This window comes from Finegoldia sp. BIOML-A1 (genome assembly GCF_009678325.1).
Taxonomy (GTDB): domain Bacteria; phylum Bacillota; class Clostridia; order Tissierellales; family Peptoniphilaceae; genus Finegoldia; species Finegoldia magna.
The window spans coordinates 1-18,556 of the sequence record NZ_WKZF01000006.1 but is presented as its reverse complement, the minus strand read 5'-3'; the positions used below and the strand labels follow the sequence as shown (position 1 = coordinate 18,556).

At 35.2% G+C, this 18,556-nt stretch carries 3 protein-coding genes and 7 tRNA genes; all 10 read right to left on the bottom strand.

Annotated elements, in window-relative coordinates:
* Positions 1–22 precede the first annotated feature (22 nt).
* Positions 23–2,287: a pilin N-terminal domain-containing protein gene (locus GKG00_RS06335; RefSeq protein ID WP_154254776.1), complete on the bottom strand. Its 2,265-nt coding sequence runs from the start codon at positions 2,285–2,287 to the stop codon at positions 23–25.
* 208 nt (positions 2,288–2,495) lie between these two features.
* Positions 2,496–3,119, bottom strand: coding sequence for a hypothetical protein (locus GKG00_RS06330; RefSeq protein WP_154254775.1), 624 nt, complete (start codon positions 3,117–3,119; stop codon positions 2,496–2,498).
* A 132-nt stretch (positions 3,120–3,251) separates the two neighbouring features.
* Positions 3,252–17,039: a SpaA isopeptide-forming pilin-related protein gene (locus tag GKG00_RS06325; protein ID WP_154254774.1), complete on the bottom strand. Its 13,788-nt coding sequence runs from the start codon at positions 17,037–17,039 to the stop codon at positions 3,252–3,254.
* 844 nt (positions 17,040–17,883) lie between these two features.
* Positions 17,884–17,960, bottom strand: a tRNA-Arg gene (locus GKG00_RS06320).
* A 39-nt stretch (positions 17,961–17,999) separates the two neighbouring features.
* A tRNA-Gly gene (locus GKG00_RS06315) sits at positions 18,000–18,074 on the bottom strand.
* Positions 18,075–18,085: 11 nt separating this feature from the next.
* A tRNA-Tyr gene (locus GKG00_RS06310) sits at positions 18,086–18,170 on the bottom strand.
* A 26-nt stretch (positions 18,171–18,196) separates the two neighbouring features.
* Positions 18,197–18,272, bottom strand: a tRNA-Thr gene (locus GKG00_RS06305).
* A 5-nt stretch (positions 18,273–18,277) separates the two neighbouring features.
* A tRNA-Asp gene (locus GKG00_RS06300) sits at positions 18,278–18,354 on the bottom strand.
* 42 nt (positions 18,355–18,396) lie between these two features.
* Positions 18,397–18,472 (bottom strand) — tRNA-Val (locus GKG00_RS06295).
* A 7-nt stretch (positions 18,473–18,479) separates the two neighbouring features.
* Positions 18,480–18,554 (bottom strand) — tRNA-Glu (locus tag GKG00_RS06290).
* Positions 18,555–18,556: the final 2 nt, after the last annotated feature.

The following is an 18,556-nucleotide window of genomic DNA, read 5'->3' as shown; positions in this document are numbered from 1 at the left end:
TTCGTTCTTGTTCTTCTAGTTATTATCTAGCTTCAGTTGCTTGTCTTTTTTTGATAGCGATAATAGCTGATGCCATTATTGCAAGACCAATAGCAGTGAAGATAATAGTACCAATACCACCTGTTTGTGGGATAGTTACCTTCTTGTTGATTACTTGTTGTCCGTATGTTTGAGTTTGACCTTCAGCTATTGTTTCTTCATACTTGAATTCTTTAGCAGCATCACCATCATATGAGCCTTTTGCTACTGTGAAGTCAACTGGTCCATTTAATTTAGCAAATCCATTTGGAGCTTTAATTTCTTCTAACTTATATTCTCCATATGCAAGTCCTGTTATTTCAAATCTACCTTGTGAATCTGAAACAAGTTTTACAATATTTGGTATGTCTTTTACATCTTTAATTTTCTTATCTGCATTTGCTGGATCATCATTATATGCTTTTAAATCAAACCATTCATATTTATTTGCAGCTGCTTTAAATGCGTCGTTGTATTCTTTTTGTGCTTTATCAATCGCTGCTTTTGCAGTTTTACCTTTTTCACCAGCTTGTTCTTCAGCTGTAAGTTTGTTATAATCCTCTACAGCTTTATCTAATGTAGCTTTCTTATCTGCTACATCATTTTTTTCTTCTAATTTTGTTGTTAAATATTTACCTTCTGCATTCTTAACAACAAATTCTGCTCCTGCAAGTCTATTTTTATTTTCATCAGTCTTAACAAATTTCTTACCACCTGTAACAACTTTTGGTTCTGTTGGGTTAAGTGGTTTTGGATTGTTATCCTTATTGTTTGTTATTAATATTTGACCGTTTTCACCTTTTGTAAAGTGAGCAGTTTGGTTCATGTTATTATCTTCTTCAACTTTGTATTGAAGTTCTTTGTCAAGTCCTGTAAATTTAAATGACCATACATTACCTTGTTCTGTTTTAGTAGTTGGACCTGTTATAGTTTTTTCATTTCCAATTGGTTTGTATTCTGCATTCGCTGTATAAGTTGTAGTAGTTTCTAATTTTCCAGCATTTTCTTTTGTTTCAAATCTAACTGTACCAATTTCTTCACCAGTTTGAGCGTTAACTAATTTAAATGATGCCCATTCTCCTTTTGCTGGAATTCCATCAGCCCAAGTCTTCTTAACAGTTAAGTCTCCATTTTCGCTTGGTTTTGTAGGGATAGGAGTGTTTCCTTCGCCTGGTTTGTTATTTCCATAGTGGAAAGTGATGTCGTTGGCTTCAGGAATGTCAACTACTGTTATAGATTTTACAGTTGCAGAGTAAGTTAATTTTACTTCTACAGGTGCATCTTTACCATTAACTTTTCCTAATCCTGTTTCAGTAAGTTCTATTCTAAATCCATTTGTATTTTTATCTGTAGTTACTGTGTAATCAACATCAACTTTTGCATCTGCTCCACCAATTGTAACTTTTAAATCGTTATTATATTTAAGACCTTCAGTCATTTCATCTGACCAGTAAGCTGTTTTTAATTTAGATTTTGCTGGAATTTGTGTTTTTACTTCGTAAGGAATCTTTTTACCAATTTCTGCTTTAGCTGTTGCTTTTTTCTTTTGGTAGTTTTCGTAAGCAGCACCAGCGTTTAGTAGATCTTGATTTTCAAAACCTTTTGCAGCTTCTAACCCTTTATCTTTTTGGAAGTTCTTGTCGATTTGTGGTTTTTCTTCTGTGTTCTTTGGATAAACGTGAGCTTCTTTTACTACACCATTATTGTTTACTAATGGTAGAGTAATTTCTACTGGAACAGCCTTGCTATCTGTAAGAATACTACCAGATTTTTTGTTGAAATATGTTGACTTGTCGTGGATTTCTTCGATAGAGAAGTCTCCTTTTAATCCCTTAGTAGTAAATTTAATACCGTCTGCCTTAGTTAAACCTGCAAGAAGTTCAAATCCATCTGGTAATTTTGCATCTAAAGAATCTACTGCACCATATTCTGGTTTTTCAGCTTCTTTTGTAGCTGTTTTAATAGTTACATATTTGCCTTTGTTATCTCCACTGTTGTATTTAACAGCAAAGTATGCACCTTCAATTTGTTTGATATCTTTGCCAGCTAATGAATTCAATGCTTTTAATTGGTCTAAATTTTGAGTACCATTGTATCCATCTTTTTCAACTTGTTTGTAATCCCATGCAGCTAGTGTAGCTTTGTCCATAATTAATTTGTGTAAAGTTACAGTGTTTGTTGTTTCATCAGCTGCACTTGATAATAGTGGGGTGAATACGCCAACGATCATCGCTAATGCCATGATTAGTGATAAAAATCTTTTTTTCATAATATAACTCCTTTATATTTATTTTATAACCATTTGCTTTTCGCAAATTATTACCTTAACCTTGCCTTTTAGGCACTTTTCTCTTTGAGGCTTCGTCCAACATATCATTTTATTGGTATTCTTAGACTTTGCCTTTCGCAGACCTCTCTATCTGCTTTCTATAATCAAGCCCTTTTTATTAGAACTTCGATTAGCTTGTTAATTTTTCTTAACGTCTTTTTCTCTCATACATAGCCCTTGGACTATATTTATTTCTTGTAGCCTTGTATGTGTATGTTCTTATCTCTTTTACTTCTGTAAGCTCAAGACCTTCATATCTCTCATCAGATTCCGTACCCGAATTACCATTCCTGTACATATCTTCCTTGATAGTTTCAAGAGTGTATATTGCGTTGTTTAAAGTTATTACTTTCGTTGAACCGGAATTTATACCATTATTATACATCATATAAAAATGACAAACGATAGCAAGTATAAGGACAACAGCAAAAATAGTATTTGCAATTTCTTTTAAATCAATAAGTTTTACTGATATCGCAATTAATGATACAAAAAGCGCCACGTAACTTATAAATTCGCCTTCTTTTCTTACGCTTATATCAACATCATCTCTATAACTTTTAAAAGCATTCAAATCATTTAATAACTTGTCATAATCAATTTGATTAGCATCCAAATAGAATTCATTTACATAATTAATTATCTGATTCTTATCTAATTTCGTAAATGTTTTACAATTTGTTGATACTGTATAAGATAATTCATATACAATATTTTTATTTTCTAATCTAACTAATCTTAACTTGCTTTCTTTCTTACCATCATTTCCCATAAGACCACCTCATTGACGTTTAATAGATTTGTCCGAACATTATCGAGACCCGGGGACTTGGCATGTCGCCTCATCCCCTTATCTCTTTGTAGTCCCTTTACGGAGGGTACCTCATCTTTTGATCTAATCCAATCATGATAAAGCACTCTCTCTTCTCTTACGTCTGTACTTGTAGTACGCCGTTGTCATCATCACAGCACCCACTACAAGGAATCCAATAATACCCAACGCCCCTGTCAATGGATAAGTCGCCTTACGGTTTTCCACTGGTATTGGTGTAATGTTGGACTTGTTCACATCTACATAGACTGGATCAGTTCTTGATAGCGTATTTATATCAAGACCGTGATCAGCAGTATCTAGTATTGTGTTGTCAATAATTAGTTCTGCTTTTTGATCAACCGATGTTTTGTTATCAGCTAATGTTCCAGTGTATTCTACAACTATAGTATCTGTTGTAGAAATAGTTGTTGAGTCAGTATCTTTCCCAAGAAGTTCTTTTAGTGAGTATCTTGAACCAGTGTTGTTGCCTACTGTACCATATTCGATTGCATCATGTGTAGTGAAGTCTGTGTCTTCTAATTCAGCAATTGATTTCTTATCATCTTTTCCTGGTTCTTTCTTTAGAAGAGCGACTTTAACCTCTCCACCAATTCCTTCTTTACCATCAGATTCTATGAACTTAGGTGTAATACTCCAACCATTTTCTAGGATTCTTAGGTAAGAAAAGTTGTTGATACCAGTGATCTCTTCATGTTTAGGATTTATTACAATTCTTTGTGTGAATGTCTTCTTATCCTTATCAACTGATAGGACTTGGCTAGTTATTTGTCCTTTCTTACCCATGGTCAAGCTTGCCTTTAGTGGGTCTTTTTCAAGAACTGAAACACTTCCACCTTCAAGTTTAAACTCTTTAATCTTACCAGGGAGTTTAGAATATCCTTCTGGTGCTTTAGTTTCTACTAGTGCATAGAAACCATCTTTGGAGATTGGAAGTTTGAACTTACCATCTTTTTCAGATGTTACAGTTATTGGTTTGTCAACTTCTTTTCCATTTTCTTTCACTTTCTTAGTAAGAGCAGCGTACTTGTCGTCTTCCTTTTCCTTGTAGTGAATTTCAAATACTGCACCTTGAAGTGTCTTAGTATTGTCATCTCCGTCAACTTTAACAAATTCAATGTTCTTGTAGTTTACTACCTTTATTGGATCTGATCCTATTGGTTCGTTGACAGTTTCAGTTTTAGTTTTTTCTCCTGTTAAATTGTTAGCTAGACCTTGAACTGCGCTTCTAATTCTTGCGGTTACCGGCTTATTTTCTGCTGGTGTTTCTTCTGATGGCTTAGTAACTTCTTTTGTTATTATACCTTCCTTATCTACAGTGAATTCTTCTATATGACCTTCTATCTTGTTGTAGCCTGCTGGGGCTTCTTTTTCTATAAGGGCATATTTTCCTGGAGCAAGTTTTTCGTATTTTACTAATCCGTCTTCTCCGGTAGTCTTTTCAGATTTTTCCACTTCAGTCCATTTTTCACCATCTTGTTTTACAAGGGCGAATTTCGCACCTTTAAGAACTCTTCCTTCTAAATCTGTCTTCTTAAATGAGATTTCATTCTTAGGGTTTTTTACTGTTATTTCAAGCTTAGCTTCCGCATTAGTTCTATTTAATTGGGCATAGACATAGTCGTGTCTTTCAGCACCCACTAAATGGTAATTGTATGCGTTATATCTGTCGATTTTACCTTGTGCTTCATAGTCTTCTGTATCCTTCTTGTCCTTGATATTACCAGTAACTCTTATTATATAAGTGTCTTCTGGTTGTAAATATCCATTAGGGAAAGTATAAACTGCAGAATTGTATCTAGATACATCGCCATAATAAGTGTTGTTGTTAATCAAGTAAATGCTTCCATTGTTTACAAGTTTATTTACATCTACTGCATAAGATGGTGGCAAGATATTGTTCATATTGTATTGCCAATTTCTATTGTAATGATTCAATAAATTATCATTCACCCTAAAGACTTGCATTCTAAGATTTTCTACGCCCTTAGCTGGAAGATAAGTGAACCTACCATCATGTATTAGGTTTTGATCCCTATTTAGATAGAAGATGTGTTCAAATTCACCAGTTTTGGTATCAAAGTAGGTTATCTTGGAAGATATGTTTGGTCTAGTTCCATAAGCTTCTGCAAAATGTGTTCCTAGGTCAAATATTACATTTACATTCTTAAATGTGCTATTTGTATTATCTCCGTTCATTTTAATTCCAACAGGCACATTATAACGTGATGTTGTGAATTTGGAATGGGTAATGTGACCTACGATACTTGTGTTGAAGTCTGTTAATTCATAGGTTCTAGCATATTCTGTAAATGTGTAGGTGATTATGCCATTTGTAGCGTCATAATCAGCCTTGGCTATTGTACCAATTCCGTCTGCGTATATATCTAGACCAGATACTAAGTCTTTGTTGTAGATACCATATAGGTCGGTGTAATCACTTAATTTAACTTGGAAATAATCTCCAGGTCTTATAGTTTTACCATTTGTTATTTCAAAGTCATTGTCAAATCTAAATAACTGAGCTGAGTTAGGCCAGATTGTGTTTGGTATTTGTTTATAAGGGTCGTTGTCCGGTCTAACTATTGTCATATCAGATTTTTTTAGTGTAATCTGACTTGTTAGATCTACACCAGTTCTTGCTATTGGACCACTGTATGGGTCAAGTCCCTCGCCACCAATAGAGAAGTGCCATACTTGACCCTTGTTTTGGTAGCCATTAACTGATCCTGTTTCTACTAATTCATAATCACCTATTGGTAGATTTTCAAATTCTATCTTACCATTAGCATCTGAAGTAGCGTTGTAGATTCCGTCAACTTTTTTGTCTGTACCAGTATCTGTACCAGTTTCGTCTTCTGTTTTCTTTCTTGATAGTCTAGTTAGCTTAAAGTTTGCACCCTTAAGGGCATTTCTTTCGCCATCTTTTTTGTTGATAGTGATAGAACCCTTACCAGGTTTTTCGTTTATTATCTTACCCATGTTTTTCGCAGTGGCGCTTGTTACGAAGTCAACTAGCTTACCATCTTGTACAGAAGTTGTTTTTTCTGGCACATATTGGTAAACACCATTAGCGCCTTGATATTCTAGAGAAACAAATCCAGATGAATCTGAAATTATTTTAGTTTGAAGTAGAGCATATTCACGTCCATTACTTACTACTAAAGTTAACTCTTTTAGCAGCTTGCCGCTAGTTGCATCAGAAGATTTATAAATAGTTGTTTCCATGTTGATTTCTTTAGAATCAACTTCATTAATTTTAATTTTCTTTTTAGCATCCTTTGGATCTGTCATATATAAGCTAGTCAAAGCTTGACCCTTATCATCTCCAGGGAACTTAACCTTAATAGTTTTTATATCTATTATCTTTCCTGTTTCAGGATCTACAATCTTACCAGAGTCTGTCTTTATTGTTTCTACAGTGAAGTATAGAAGTGGTTCGTTTATAGGTCTGTAGCCCTTTGGTGCTTGAACTTCCATTAGTCTGTATCTACCTGGTTCTAGGTTTCTGAAACCAAAGTAACCGTTGAAGGCAGATGCTACAGTTGATCCCTTGACATCTTCATAGTTTCCACCAATAAGTTTTTGAATCTTAAATACTGCTCCTTCAAGTCTTTTTTCAGTTACTTCTTGACTGTCCGCCTTATCGTCTGGATTGTCACGACCGTGTTTTGAGAAGGTGATGTTGTATTTTTCCTTTTCATTTTCGACTACCAACCCATCTTTTGGAACTTCATTTTCAGTTTTTGAAGAGTAGATAGGATTTAGGTCTACAGATGTGTCTGCGTTGTGGTAAGACCTAGTAGGTATAGCTGGGTCAATCTTACCAGTAATATAATCGCCATTGCTTAGAGAAAGTTTTTTACTGATATAATTAGCGTATTTTTGACCAGCTGGTTTTTCTTTTGCCCAAGCATCAGCTCTTACTTTTCCGTATCTTGCTTCTAAATATTTTCTCATCGCTTCAGCACCACCCTGGTAGGATGCTGTGTTTTTACCAGTCTCTCCAATAACGGTGTCAAAGTAATTTTGAATAGGGTCTAAAAGTTGCTTAAACTCTCTCTTACCTCGATAGAAGTCAACGTGAAGGTCGATCTTTCCATAGTCTGCTGGATTGATTTGAGCTTCAGTCTTCTTATAAGGAGCTTTTTTAACAGGTTCCTTACTTGGTTTTCCATTAGCGTCAGTGAAGTTAAAGTTTTTGTCTACATATACTTCGTTAGTTGCTGTACCATTTATAATGGCATCGTCATAGTAGCCTTCGACTTCTACTATATAGACTCCCTTGCCAATGTTTAGTTGGTCTTCGTCAAAGCCCCAGTCAAATGGTCTCCACCTTGCAGTGTTTACCATGGACATATTTGGATTTGATAAGTCGTAAGTTCTTAGGATCTTATCAAAAGCTTCAGCTTGAATGTCTGCATTATCTCCTGGGTTTACTAATTCATAAGTTGTCCTATAGGCAGTCTTTACACCTTCCTTGATAGTTACTGGAGGAAGTCCAGGTCTATCAATTTCTTCCCTCTTGTATTTTGGAGTGATTTGTACGTTTAATAAGTCGCTACCAGTGTAATATCTAGTGTCTATATAGATTCTTTGTACATAAGTCTTGGTTTCTGGGTTGATATAAGTTAGTCTAGATTTTACTTTTATATCAGTTCCAGAATAAGCTCTTGCATTTGCTTTTTTATCGTTATCTATAAAGCTTGATGGAGTATCTGTTGGACCCTTGTAAACAGAATACATACGTCCACCGTCATCTCTTACTTCAATCTTCCATGGAGCAATAATTCTCTTGTAACCTTCTGGGGACTTTTCTTCTGTCATTACGTAGTAGCCCTTTTTAAGCTTAACTACATTTCCCTGAGCATCCTTGAATGTTACATTTCCTTCTTTATCAGATGTTCCTTTTAATGGTGTGAACTTGTCGTCTTCTGTATCGTACTTATCATCAGTCATCTTCTTGATGATAAATTTAGCACCTTCAAGCTTATTTCCATAGCTATCAGTCTTGATAACCTTAGGAGTTATACCATCTTTCTTGTTAGTGATTTGTACTGGTTTTTCAGGATTATCACCGATTAAAAAGTCCTTGCCTTCTTCTGGTTCGAAGCTATCTAATAAATCTTCAGGTTTTGGTATTGGTGTAAAGCTTGCTGATACTTTAACAGCACTTTCTGGCATTGTAAATGAGTAAATCTCTTCAGAGCCCTCTGATGCAGCTTGTCTCTTGATAGATACGCTTGAAATCTCAAGATCACCAATACTATCTGCTGCTAGTGATACATCACCGGATCCTGCTTGTGATTTTCCATTAACTTCTATAGGAGCATTATTATCTGCCCTTGTTACAGTTAGATTATTTAATTGATAACCTTCAGCTGGTTTTACTGTAAGTGTTACAGTTTCTCCTGGTGCTGCAGAAGTTGGACTTACTGATACACTTCCATTTTGAATATTACTTGGAACATTAACCATTTGTGGCTTTGATGTAGATGTTTCCCACACTGGGGTAATAACAACATTTCCTTTAATTGTTATAGTTTCGCCTGGTTGTTTAACTTGTCCACTTACATTCCATCCCTTAAATACTTGACCTTGTGGTCGTGTGAATTTATTAGCTGGTAATGTGTAAGTGTCGTTTTCTGAAACTTCTACAGGATTCATTGTGCCTGAACCATTGTTAGCATTGAAACTTACTGTATATTTTTTGATTTGAGCTTTAAAAGTAACATCAACAACTACGTCGCTATTTGGCATTGTAAATGTGTTGTTAGTTACTGGGATGTCAACTTGTCCACCTCTAACCACAATCTTATCAACTACATATCCATTATTTGGAGTGGCTTTAATAGTTACCTTATCTCCAACATTGGCACTTGTAGGAACTTCTACCTTTCCATTTGATGGAGTTTGAGTTTTTATCTTGTGCTTAGTTGGAACTTCAGCTTGTTTCTTAAACCTAGCCTTAACAGTTACATCACTATTTGGCATTGTGAAGCTATAGGATGTGCCGTTATTAGTGTAAGAAACTTTTGCTCCAGATGAATATAATACCTCAAATTTTTCAAGGATATAACCAGGATTTACTTGTGGTGTTACTGTTACAGTGTCTCCTGCTTTTGCAGTTCTAGTTGAACTATTGATTGTTCCTCCATCGCCAACATCACTGCTAGTCAATAGATTTACATCGTAAGGTTGTTCTTGAGCTTTGTTAATGTCATTTGCACTATTGTAGGATTCTTTAGCAGTTGTAGATCTACTTGGATTAACAACTTCCCAAGTATTTGCAGCAAAAGATCTTATATTTGCTAATCTTAAGGCTGCCATGATCCTAGATATATTATTATTTCCGACAATTAATCTAGAATTTTTATCCTCGCTGGCAGTTCTTTCTTCTGTATTTGCAGAAGGATCTTTTTCTCTAATGTAGATTTTGCCATCTTTAAGAACTGCAACTTGCCAATCAATGTTAGATTTTTCGTAACCTTTGGCTGCTCCTTCTTCTACTAATTTGTAGATACCTGGAACTAAGTCCTTGAAAGATACTTTTCCATTTTCATCAGACTTGGTCCATCTTGTATCTTCGCTAGGCTTTGGTCCAACTAGTTTAAAGGTTGCACCTGTGACTGCGTCGTGACCACCAGATGCATTTTCTTCTTGGTTTACCTTGTCGATAGAAAATTCGTATCTTTTCTTTTCGTTTGTTACATCTAGGTAATCATCTGATATATAAGAACCCTTGATATCATCTGTGATATTTTTTTTCTTAATAGGATCTCCTACTACTATATCTGATACTTGTTCGTAGTAGTCTGATTTCCATGATGGTCCTTCTGATGTGTTAAGGTCCATTCCAGTACCTACTCCACCATATTCAGATGTGTAAGGAATCTTAACATCTACAACTATTGGTCTTCCTTTGATTAAGGAGTTTCCATTTGCATCAGTTAAGTTTTCTTTCTTGAAAACTAATTGTAGTCTGTCGCTATAAGAATATTCTAGAGATGATTTATCTATCTTATCAGTAATATCTGTGTAATTATAAGAATATAGTCTGATATCTTCCACGTTTGTAGTCACTGGATTATCAAGAGTGTAAATCTTTACATCTTCTTTTCCTTTTCCAGCATACCAGGACATATTGTCATCCCAAAGTTTTTCTCTGTGAACAAGAGCACTGTTGATGTCTATATCTTTTCCTTCTGGGTTTATTACATATCTTTGGATAGCGTATTTATCAGTTTTATTTATACCGACAATTCTTGTACCTAGCTTGTAAGGTGTTATTGATTTGTCTGCATAGCCTGTTTGTCTGTTATCACCTGAGATAAACTTATCAGTTGGTCTTTGTGATACGTTGACCCAATTGACTCCATCTTGAGTTAGAAGTGAATTTTCAAATTGTTGTGTTTCCCCACTAGAATCGTCTTCTTTTTTCTCATTGTAAGTGTAAATCTTAACTTTATTGTTAGCATCAACTTCCACTACCCATTTACTATCAAGTGTTTGGTAGCCATCAGGTGATTTTGTTTCTTCTAGGATATAAGTTCCTTTTTCTAGAGATTTATTGAACTTTACAACACCACCATCTCTAGATGTACCTGTAGCAAAGGCATTTGTTTCGCCTTGTTTTGTTAGTTTAAATTCTGCACCTTCTAGTGGCTTGTTGTCTGCATCTTTCTTATAAACTCTAAACTCTGTGGCTGTAGGTTTGTTTCCTACTGGTATTTGTATTTCCTTACCATATATTGTTCCGCCACTAGCATTTAGACCGATTTCAGTAATTGTTACATTACCATCTATACTTACATTGACATTCCATCTTCTGTCAGTCTTTACAAAACCTGTTGGAGATATTTCTTCTTTTAGGGTATATGAACCTGGTTTTAGATTTTCAAAGCTTACAATACCATCTGCTCCTGATGACCTGTATATAACATTATTGTCTTCATCAGTTAATGAGAAAGTCGCCTTTGCAAGAGGTTTACTATTTGTTTCGTCTTGCTTTAGTATGCTAAACTTGCCTGGTTCATATTTTTTATTGAACAATCCAACTTCTTGGCTGTAGAATTTCGGAATTTCCCCTCCAGTTTGATCAGCAATAGCTTTATTTGCATTGGCCTTTGATACAAAGGCAGAGTTGAAAGGTCCATTGGACATATTGAAGGCTCTCCATGTGTTGTTGAACTTGTCTATATCAGAAATTTTGAAAGTCTGTTCAATAATATAGCCATCTTTGTTGCTATTATTTACGCTTGGCATTTGAATGTTTAAAGGACCCTTGTCTTCAACCGTACCCCATGTATTTAATTTACTAGGATCGTAATTTAATACTACATCGCCATTTCTATCATTTGTGATTTTTTCATTAGGATTTATACTCCTACTGTAAATTAAATGATAAGTTGATGGATCTTGCTCTGGTCTTACACCAAAGGATAGGGGCATATTGTAGTTTACCTTCTTATCTGTTTGTAATTCAGGTAAATCAATTTTTCCCATATCCGGTGCTGTTCTATAAATCTTGACATCTGTAAGGTCATATGGAGATTTAGTTCCGTCGCCTTTCCATTTTACGTAGTTTCCTGCTGTGTAATGTCTTACAGACTTCCAGTTAAAGTTAAGGACGTCTTTTTTTCCTGGTTTTACATAGTCAGGGTTATAGTATGCCAAGGCTGTTACATACCAGTTGCCATCATCAGACTTATATACATCTCTAAAGTAATATGCTTGAGAAGGTCTTGAGTCTGCTGGGTCATAATAGTATAAGTTGTAGTCAGCAATGATAGACGGAGTTATGGTGTTGTTATTTAAACCTTCTTGTCCTGGAGCAACTGTAACTGTGAAGTTATAGGTTCCATCATTTTGAGCAAAGTATTTAGATGGAATCATACCAACTAATTTAATATCTGCTAAAGTCGGTCCACCATCTGAATTTTTATTAAAGACATAAGTTAGCTTATTAGTTGTGTAATCAAAGTAAGGGTCTGCAATGGCTTTTCCGTCTTTCATTATCTTAGGAAATTCAGAAAAGTATTGAGTGAAGTCTAGATTTGGGTCAAATTGGATTGAAAATCTAGTTCCAGGTGCTGAATTGTCTAGGTTGATTTTCGCAGTATAAGATAGAGATTCAAGGAAATATGCTTCCCAGATACCTGGCCTTCTACCAATACTTCCATTTTCCTTATCATTTACATAAAGGTCTTGAGTCACGCTTGTAACTTTTGCCCTAGAATCATCTTGACCTTGTTCTATGTCTTTTATGAAGTAATCTTCACCATTTACAGGATAACCATTACCATTTTTAAACTTAGGAATATAAGTTAATTGTTTAGAGTCATCTACTGTCACTTCAAAGATTACATCTGACTTTACATAGCCTGCTGGTGCTTCAGTTTCTTCTATTGTATATTTACCTCCTGGCATATCTCCAAAAGATACCTTGCCATCTTTATCAGATGTTACTGTAGAGATAACATCACCATTTTCATCTTTTATCACAAAAGTTGCACCAGCTACAGGGTTGTTTCCCTTGTCTAGTTTTGTAAGTCCGACTTGACGAGTTTCAAAGGCTTCGTTTGTAATAGTGATTTTTGTCGCCTTATCTGTATCATTTGAAGTAGAAGGAACTATTTTTTGGTCTTGGAGTTTAGCTTGTTTTCCTGTGTCCTCATTTGTCAACCAATCATATGTTAGGCTATCGCCTTTTCCAGTTACCTTTACCAAAAATCCCCAATCATTTGCAAATCTTTCTTTTGGTAGACTTATTTGATATCCGGTTTTTTTCAAGAAATCATCATATATGTTATCACTACCATTAATCGGATAGGTATGTGGATAGTTTAATACACTTCCTCCTAATTTTTCTATATGCGATTCCACAGTTTGGCTAGTCATATAAGATTTGAAGTCTTTTCTTTGGTAATTTGGATCTACGTCAAAAACTTCTACAGTTGATACACTACCATTATCCATTCTAAGGTTAAGTCTAGTGTCTCTATTTGTAGAGCCACCTCTTTGTTCTTCATTGGCTTTAAGGAAGATGTAAGTTGTAACATTTCCCTTAGCATCCTTGGTTGCATATTGCATTGCGTTCATATAGTCAGGATAACCACCGTGTTCAACTGTTTGAGTTGGATTAGCTCCTGCAGATATGCTGGCAGGACCACCTTCAAGGCTTACTCTTCCTTCTTTATCAATATTTATTGTTGCATTTTCTTGATTTGATTTGTAGCCATTTGGAGCTTTTGTTTCAAATATTGTATATGTTCCTGGTGCTATGTTATTAAATACAGCTTCACCATTCGCATCTGTGATTACTTCTGGTCCACCTAAGAGTTTGAACTTAGCTCCTGCTAGTTTCTTTTCAGGGTCTTTTTTATCTGTCTTTACTATAGTAAAGCTTGCCCTCTTTGGAACTTCTTCTACTGTTCCCCTGTTGTGGATATTGTATCCCTTTGTGTTTGGATCGTAGTAGTTGTGATTTTCGTAATAGGATATAGTTTTGCCATTATATGTTTTATCAGTTGGGAAAGTTTGAACTATTTTTGGCTGTGTCTTTGTGAATTTCCTTTCACTTTGTATATTCCATACTTTTACAGTAGGTATTGTTATAGATCTACTTGCTTGTGCACCTGGTGTTTCTTCATCAACACTTGTAGAACCTAATTCGTTTTTGGAATCACTTGGGTCTACTGCCTTAAGAGTTTGAGCTGGCATGTTTAGACCTTGGTCAAGATTCCAATTTTGGTTTACATAGATGTCTTTATATTTGGAAATCATTACTCCAGCAAGACTTAGTGGTTTCTTTTCGTCTGTGTTGAAACTTGTGTCATAGCCGTAGACTGCGATTGTACCAACTGTTTGGTTTGTGTTTGGATTTTCTCCTTTTTCTGGCATTGGATTTACATTTTGTTGTGTTTGTCCAACTTGAACCATCTTTCCTGAAGTTGTGTCAATTTTATAAACTGCAACTTGTCCTTTTTGTAAAGTTTGGTTATCACTTAGCTTTCTTGTTTCCCAAGGTAGTTTTGTATCAGCTGGCTTTTCTTTCGTACCTTTGTCATCACCAGTTGATATTGCATCTGTCACAGTCCATCTAGCTTCAGATTCTGATTTGAATTCTCCTAGGACTGTTGTCCTATTGTTCATACCTGATCTTATAGGTGTGGCTTCTTTTACCTTGTCAGCTGGCCAGCCATTCATAACAAATCTCTTGGCACCAACTTTGTTTTTGGCAGTAAGGATGATAGAAATATCCATCATGTACTTTTCTTGCATACCTTGAACTGGTGTGTAGAAGTTATATGTTATTTCTTTAATACCAGCTTTTGGAGCATGGTGTTTTGAATCGTGAATACCAAAGGCTTTTTCAAGTTGATCGTCTAACTCTACATTACTATTTTGGAATTCACCAAGACCGGATCCTACAACTTCAGTGAAATTAACCTTAAGTCCTAGTTCATTTAGGTCAGTATCTGATGACACTTTGATAGTCCAGTTGTAGCCATCTAGTTTTCCATCTTTTATAACAGGGATTGCATAAGCATCTGTGTCTACCCTGTAGTTAGAATCGTCAGGTTCTATGATTTTTATAACATCATTTCTGCCTGGTTCGATAATAGAACCTGCTGGTTTACCATTTTTGTCGATTTTTTGTGGAACAAGGTCTTTTGGTGCTTTAACTCCAAGTCCCGACACTTTGTTAGTTACTGTGAAATTACCATTAACATCAACTTTTATATTATCCACATTATAGTCAACAGGAATTTCTAGTGGTATTTGTAAATCTTTAGTTATAGGTTTTACCAGATTATAAGTTATGGAATTTGCAGTTTTACTATAAGTTGGTTTTGCTATAACATTTCCATCTTTATCTGTTATAGCTTTTAGACTTGATGAATCATTTACTGTAAGCTTATCATCTAGCTTGATAGTGAATGATTGTGTGGTTGGAATATTTCCATTAGCAACTGAAGCATCAAACCTCGTTCTTATTATAAACTTCTTGTTCTTTAAATTTGATTTTTCTTCTTCAGTAAGTGGATCAGAACCCATCGCAGCCATCAAAACTTGTGGTGTAAAGTTCTTGTCGGCATCTTTTTCTATTAATGCTTTGATTGCATCTTTGTTATCGTCCATTAGCTTTGCTTGTTCTTGTTGTGTTAGGTGATATTTTGCTTCAAAGCTTGCTAATAATGCTTGAACTTCTTTTAATCCGTTTGCTTTTACTGATAGGATTGCTTTTAGTTCACGGTCTGCTTTTTGAAGATTAGTAAGTCCGAAGAATTCTTTGATGCCTTCCAATAATCCTTTTGTTTCTTTGCTGACTTGTTTTTTGTCAGTTGTCTTATTGTCTTCTTTATTATTAGCATCTTTTTTGTCTTCTGGTTTTTTGATGTCTTCTTTTTTGTCTTGCAATGCTTTTTCAAATTCTTCTGCTTTTTGTTTTCTTTCTTCTGGTGTTGCAGGTTCTTTTTTGATTTCTTCTGTTGTTTCCTTCTTCTTTATAATAGGTTCTTCTTGTTCTTCTTCTGAGCCTTGTACTAATCCAAGAAGTTTTTTGTTTTCAAGGTCTTTTTTCGCTTTTTCTTCAGCGGCTCTTTTAGCTTCCGCTTCAGCTTGTTCTTTTGCAAGTTGTTCTTGTTTTGCTTTTTCTTCTGCTTCTGCTTTTTGTTTTGCTTCGGCTTCTGCTTTTAACTTTTCAGCTTCTGCTTTGGCTTTGGCGTCTGCTTCTTGTTTTGCCTTGGCATCTTTTTCTGCTTTGGCTTTTTCTTCAAGAGCTTTTTGTTCTTCTGTTTTTTTAGCTTCTTCTGCTTTTATTTTTTCAGCTTCTTCTTTTGCCTTAGCGTCTGCTTCTTGTTTTGCTTTTGCATCGGCTTCTTCTTTTGCCTTAGCATCTGCTTTTGCTTTTTCTTCGGCTTCTTTCTTTGCTTTTTCTTCAGCTTCGGCTTTTGCCTTGGCATCTGCTTCTGCTTTGGCTTTGGCGTCTGCTTGTGCTTTTGCTTCGGCAACTTCTTTTTTGTGTTCTATTGATGATGTAACTTCAGCTGGTAATTGTTCTGTTTGATATGTGCTGTAAGTTTTATCATCTAATATAGCTGCAAATAAGTCTGCGCTTTGTTTTACTTCAAGTGGATTATTGTCATCCTTATTAAGAGCTATTGTTGTAAGTTTGCTGTCAACTGCTTTGTCAACTTTGAAGTCGAAGATGTAAGTACGGTTGTGTTTGTCACCTTCTGGTACTTCGCCATCTTGTTGAAGTCTGCGTTCTTCTGCAAGTTGAAGTCTGTGTTGTTCTGTTGATTTAAGATCTTCTGGAAGTTTGTTGAACAATCCTTCTTTATCAAAATCAAATTCTGGAACAACTTTTAGGCTGTATACTTTGTAGTCGTCTCCAAAGTCTTCCTTGTCAGCTTGAGGCACGTAGTTGTTATGGATTCTGTATTTTCCATCTTCTTGTACTACGGATACATCCAAGCTCACTCCTTGATCTTTGAGTGATTTGTCCACTCTGTCGAATTCTTTGTGAGCCTCTTCTACTGTATCAAATGTCCTCTCGTCATAAAGACTAAAATCCTTTCTAACTAATAGTTTGATGTTAGAATTGACGTTCGTAGTGTTCAATACAAACTTGACGTTCGTATCTGTGTCCAAATTCTTGTCATCAATTACTGTAGCGAGGTTCAATGAAAAGTTGGCATAGGTATCCTGTTTCAAGGTCTCGAGCTTTTGTATTACGTATCTCTTGTCGAGCTCTTCCTCCTTAGCAAATGATGTTATGGCTGGAACGCATGATTGTATGAACATCAGCATTACCATGACTAACGCCGTTAGTCTATCAAATATTTTCTTCATTTTAACCTCCTGAATTACTTGATTTTTATTTCAAATGTTAGTTTTTTGATATTTATTATACTAATTTTATTCTCTACTGCTTTACATGCATTTAGAATAAAATACTACAAACATTCAGCTAATTAATGCATATCGTTTGCATTTATCTTCTTAACATAAAGAAAGAATCAGCCCAACATATTTTATGAATAATGTTGCCTGACTCTGTTAGTTCTAAATAAAATGCATTGCTTTTTATATCCATTATAATTACGTTTGCTTCTGTTTTTATGTAATATATATTTGCATGTACTATTTATGTGTAAATATTACCATACTATATAAGAAATGTCAATTTACAAGTTTTGTTCATATTTTTTTAATGACTTTTTGATGTTTTGTAAATAAAATTTTATTAAATATTTACAAATTACTTTTTAAATAGATTTTATTTGTTTTGTTTTTATCTTATTACTGACTAATTTGTTGTATTTTACTTTATATTATGAAATTAATTGCTAATTTGATATTTATTTTAATTTTTTCGTTCAAATATTGCCTTGTATATTTAGCAAGCTATAACATAAAAATTTAAGAATATTTTTATAAATTTACGGATTATTTTAAGTAAACGTTATAATTTATAGATTTTAGACAGGAATTTTTTGATATAATTTGTTACTAAGAGCGGAAAATATCGTATCGTTTGCAAATTTTTTTAAAATTTGTTTAAATTTATTAAATATTTGTGATTATTTTGAAAATAATTGGGTATAAGATAAGGTTTATTTATTTGAATTGAAAATATATCGAATTATGAAGAAATAAAAAAAGACTATAGTAATCATGATGATTGCTATAGTCTTGGCGAACGATAGAGGATTCGAACCCCCGACCTTCTGGTCCGTAGCCAGACGCTCTATCCAGCTGAGCTAATCGTTCATATACAACAAAACAGATGTATGCACATCTGTTGTTGTCTGGAGCGGAAGACGAGACTCGAACTCGCGACCCTCGCCTTGGCAAGGCGATGCTCTACCACTGAGCCACTTCCGCATGAATTCTTTTGGTGGAGGAGGGTGGATTTGAACCACCGAAACATAAAGTAACGGATTTACAGTCCGTCCCCTTTGGCCACTCGGGAACTCCTCCGTAATCCTTTATTTAAAAAGGATTTGTGGAGCTGGTGGGAGGACTTGAACCCCTAACCTACTGATTACAAGTCAGTTGCTCTACCAATTGAGCTACACCAGCATACTTGGCGACCCGGAACGGACTTGAACCGTCGACCTCCAGCGTGACAGGCTGGCATTCTAACCAACTGAACTACCGGGCCTTGTGTTAGAATTTCATTTTCGTTTTGTTTATAAAAAATATATGGTGGGCGATACAGGGCTCGAACCTGTGACCCCCTGCTTGTAAGGCAGATGCTCTCCCAGCTGAGCTAATCGCCCATATATCTGGTGACCCTACCGGGATTCGAACCCGGGATACCGCCGTGAAAGGGCGATGTCTTAACCGCTTGACCATAGGGCCTT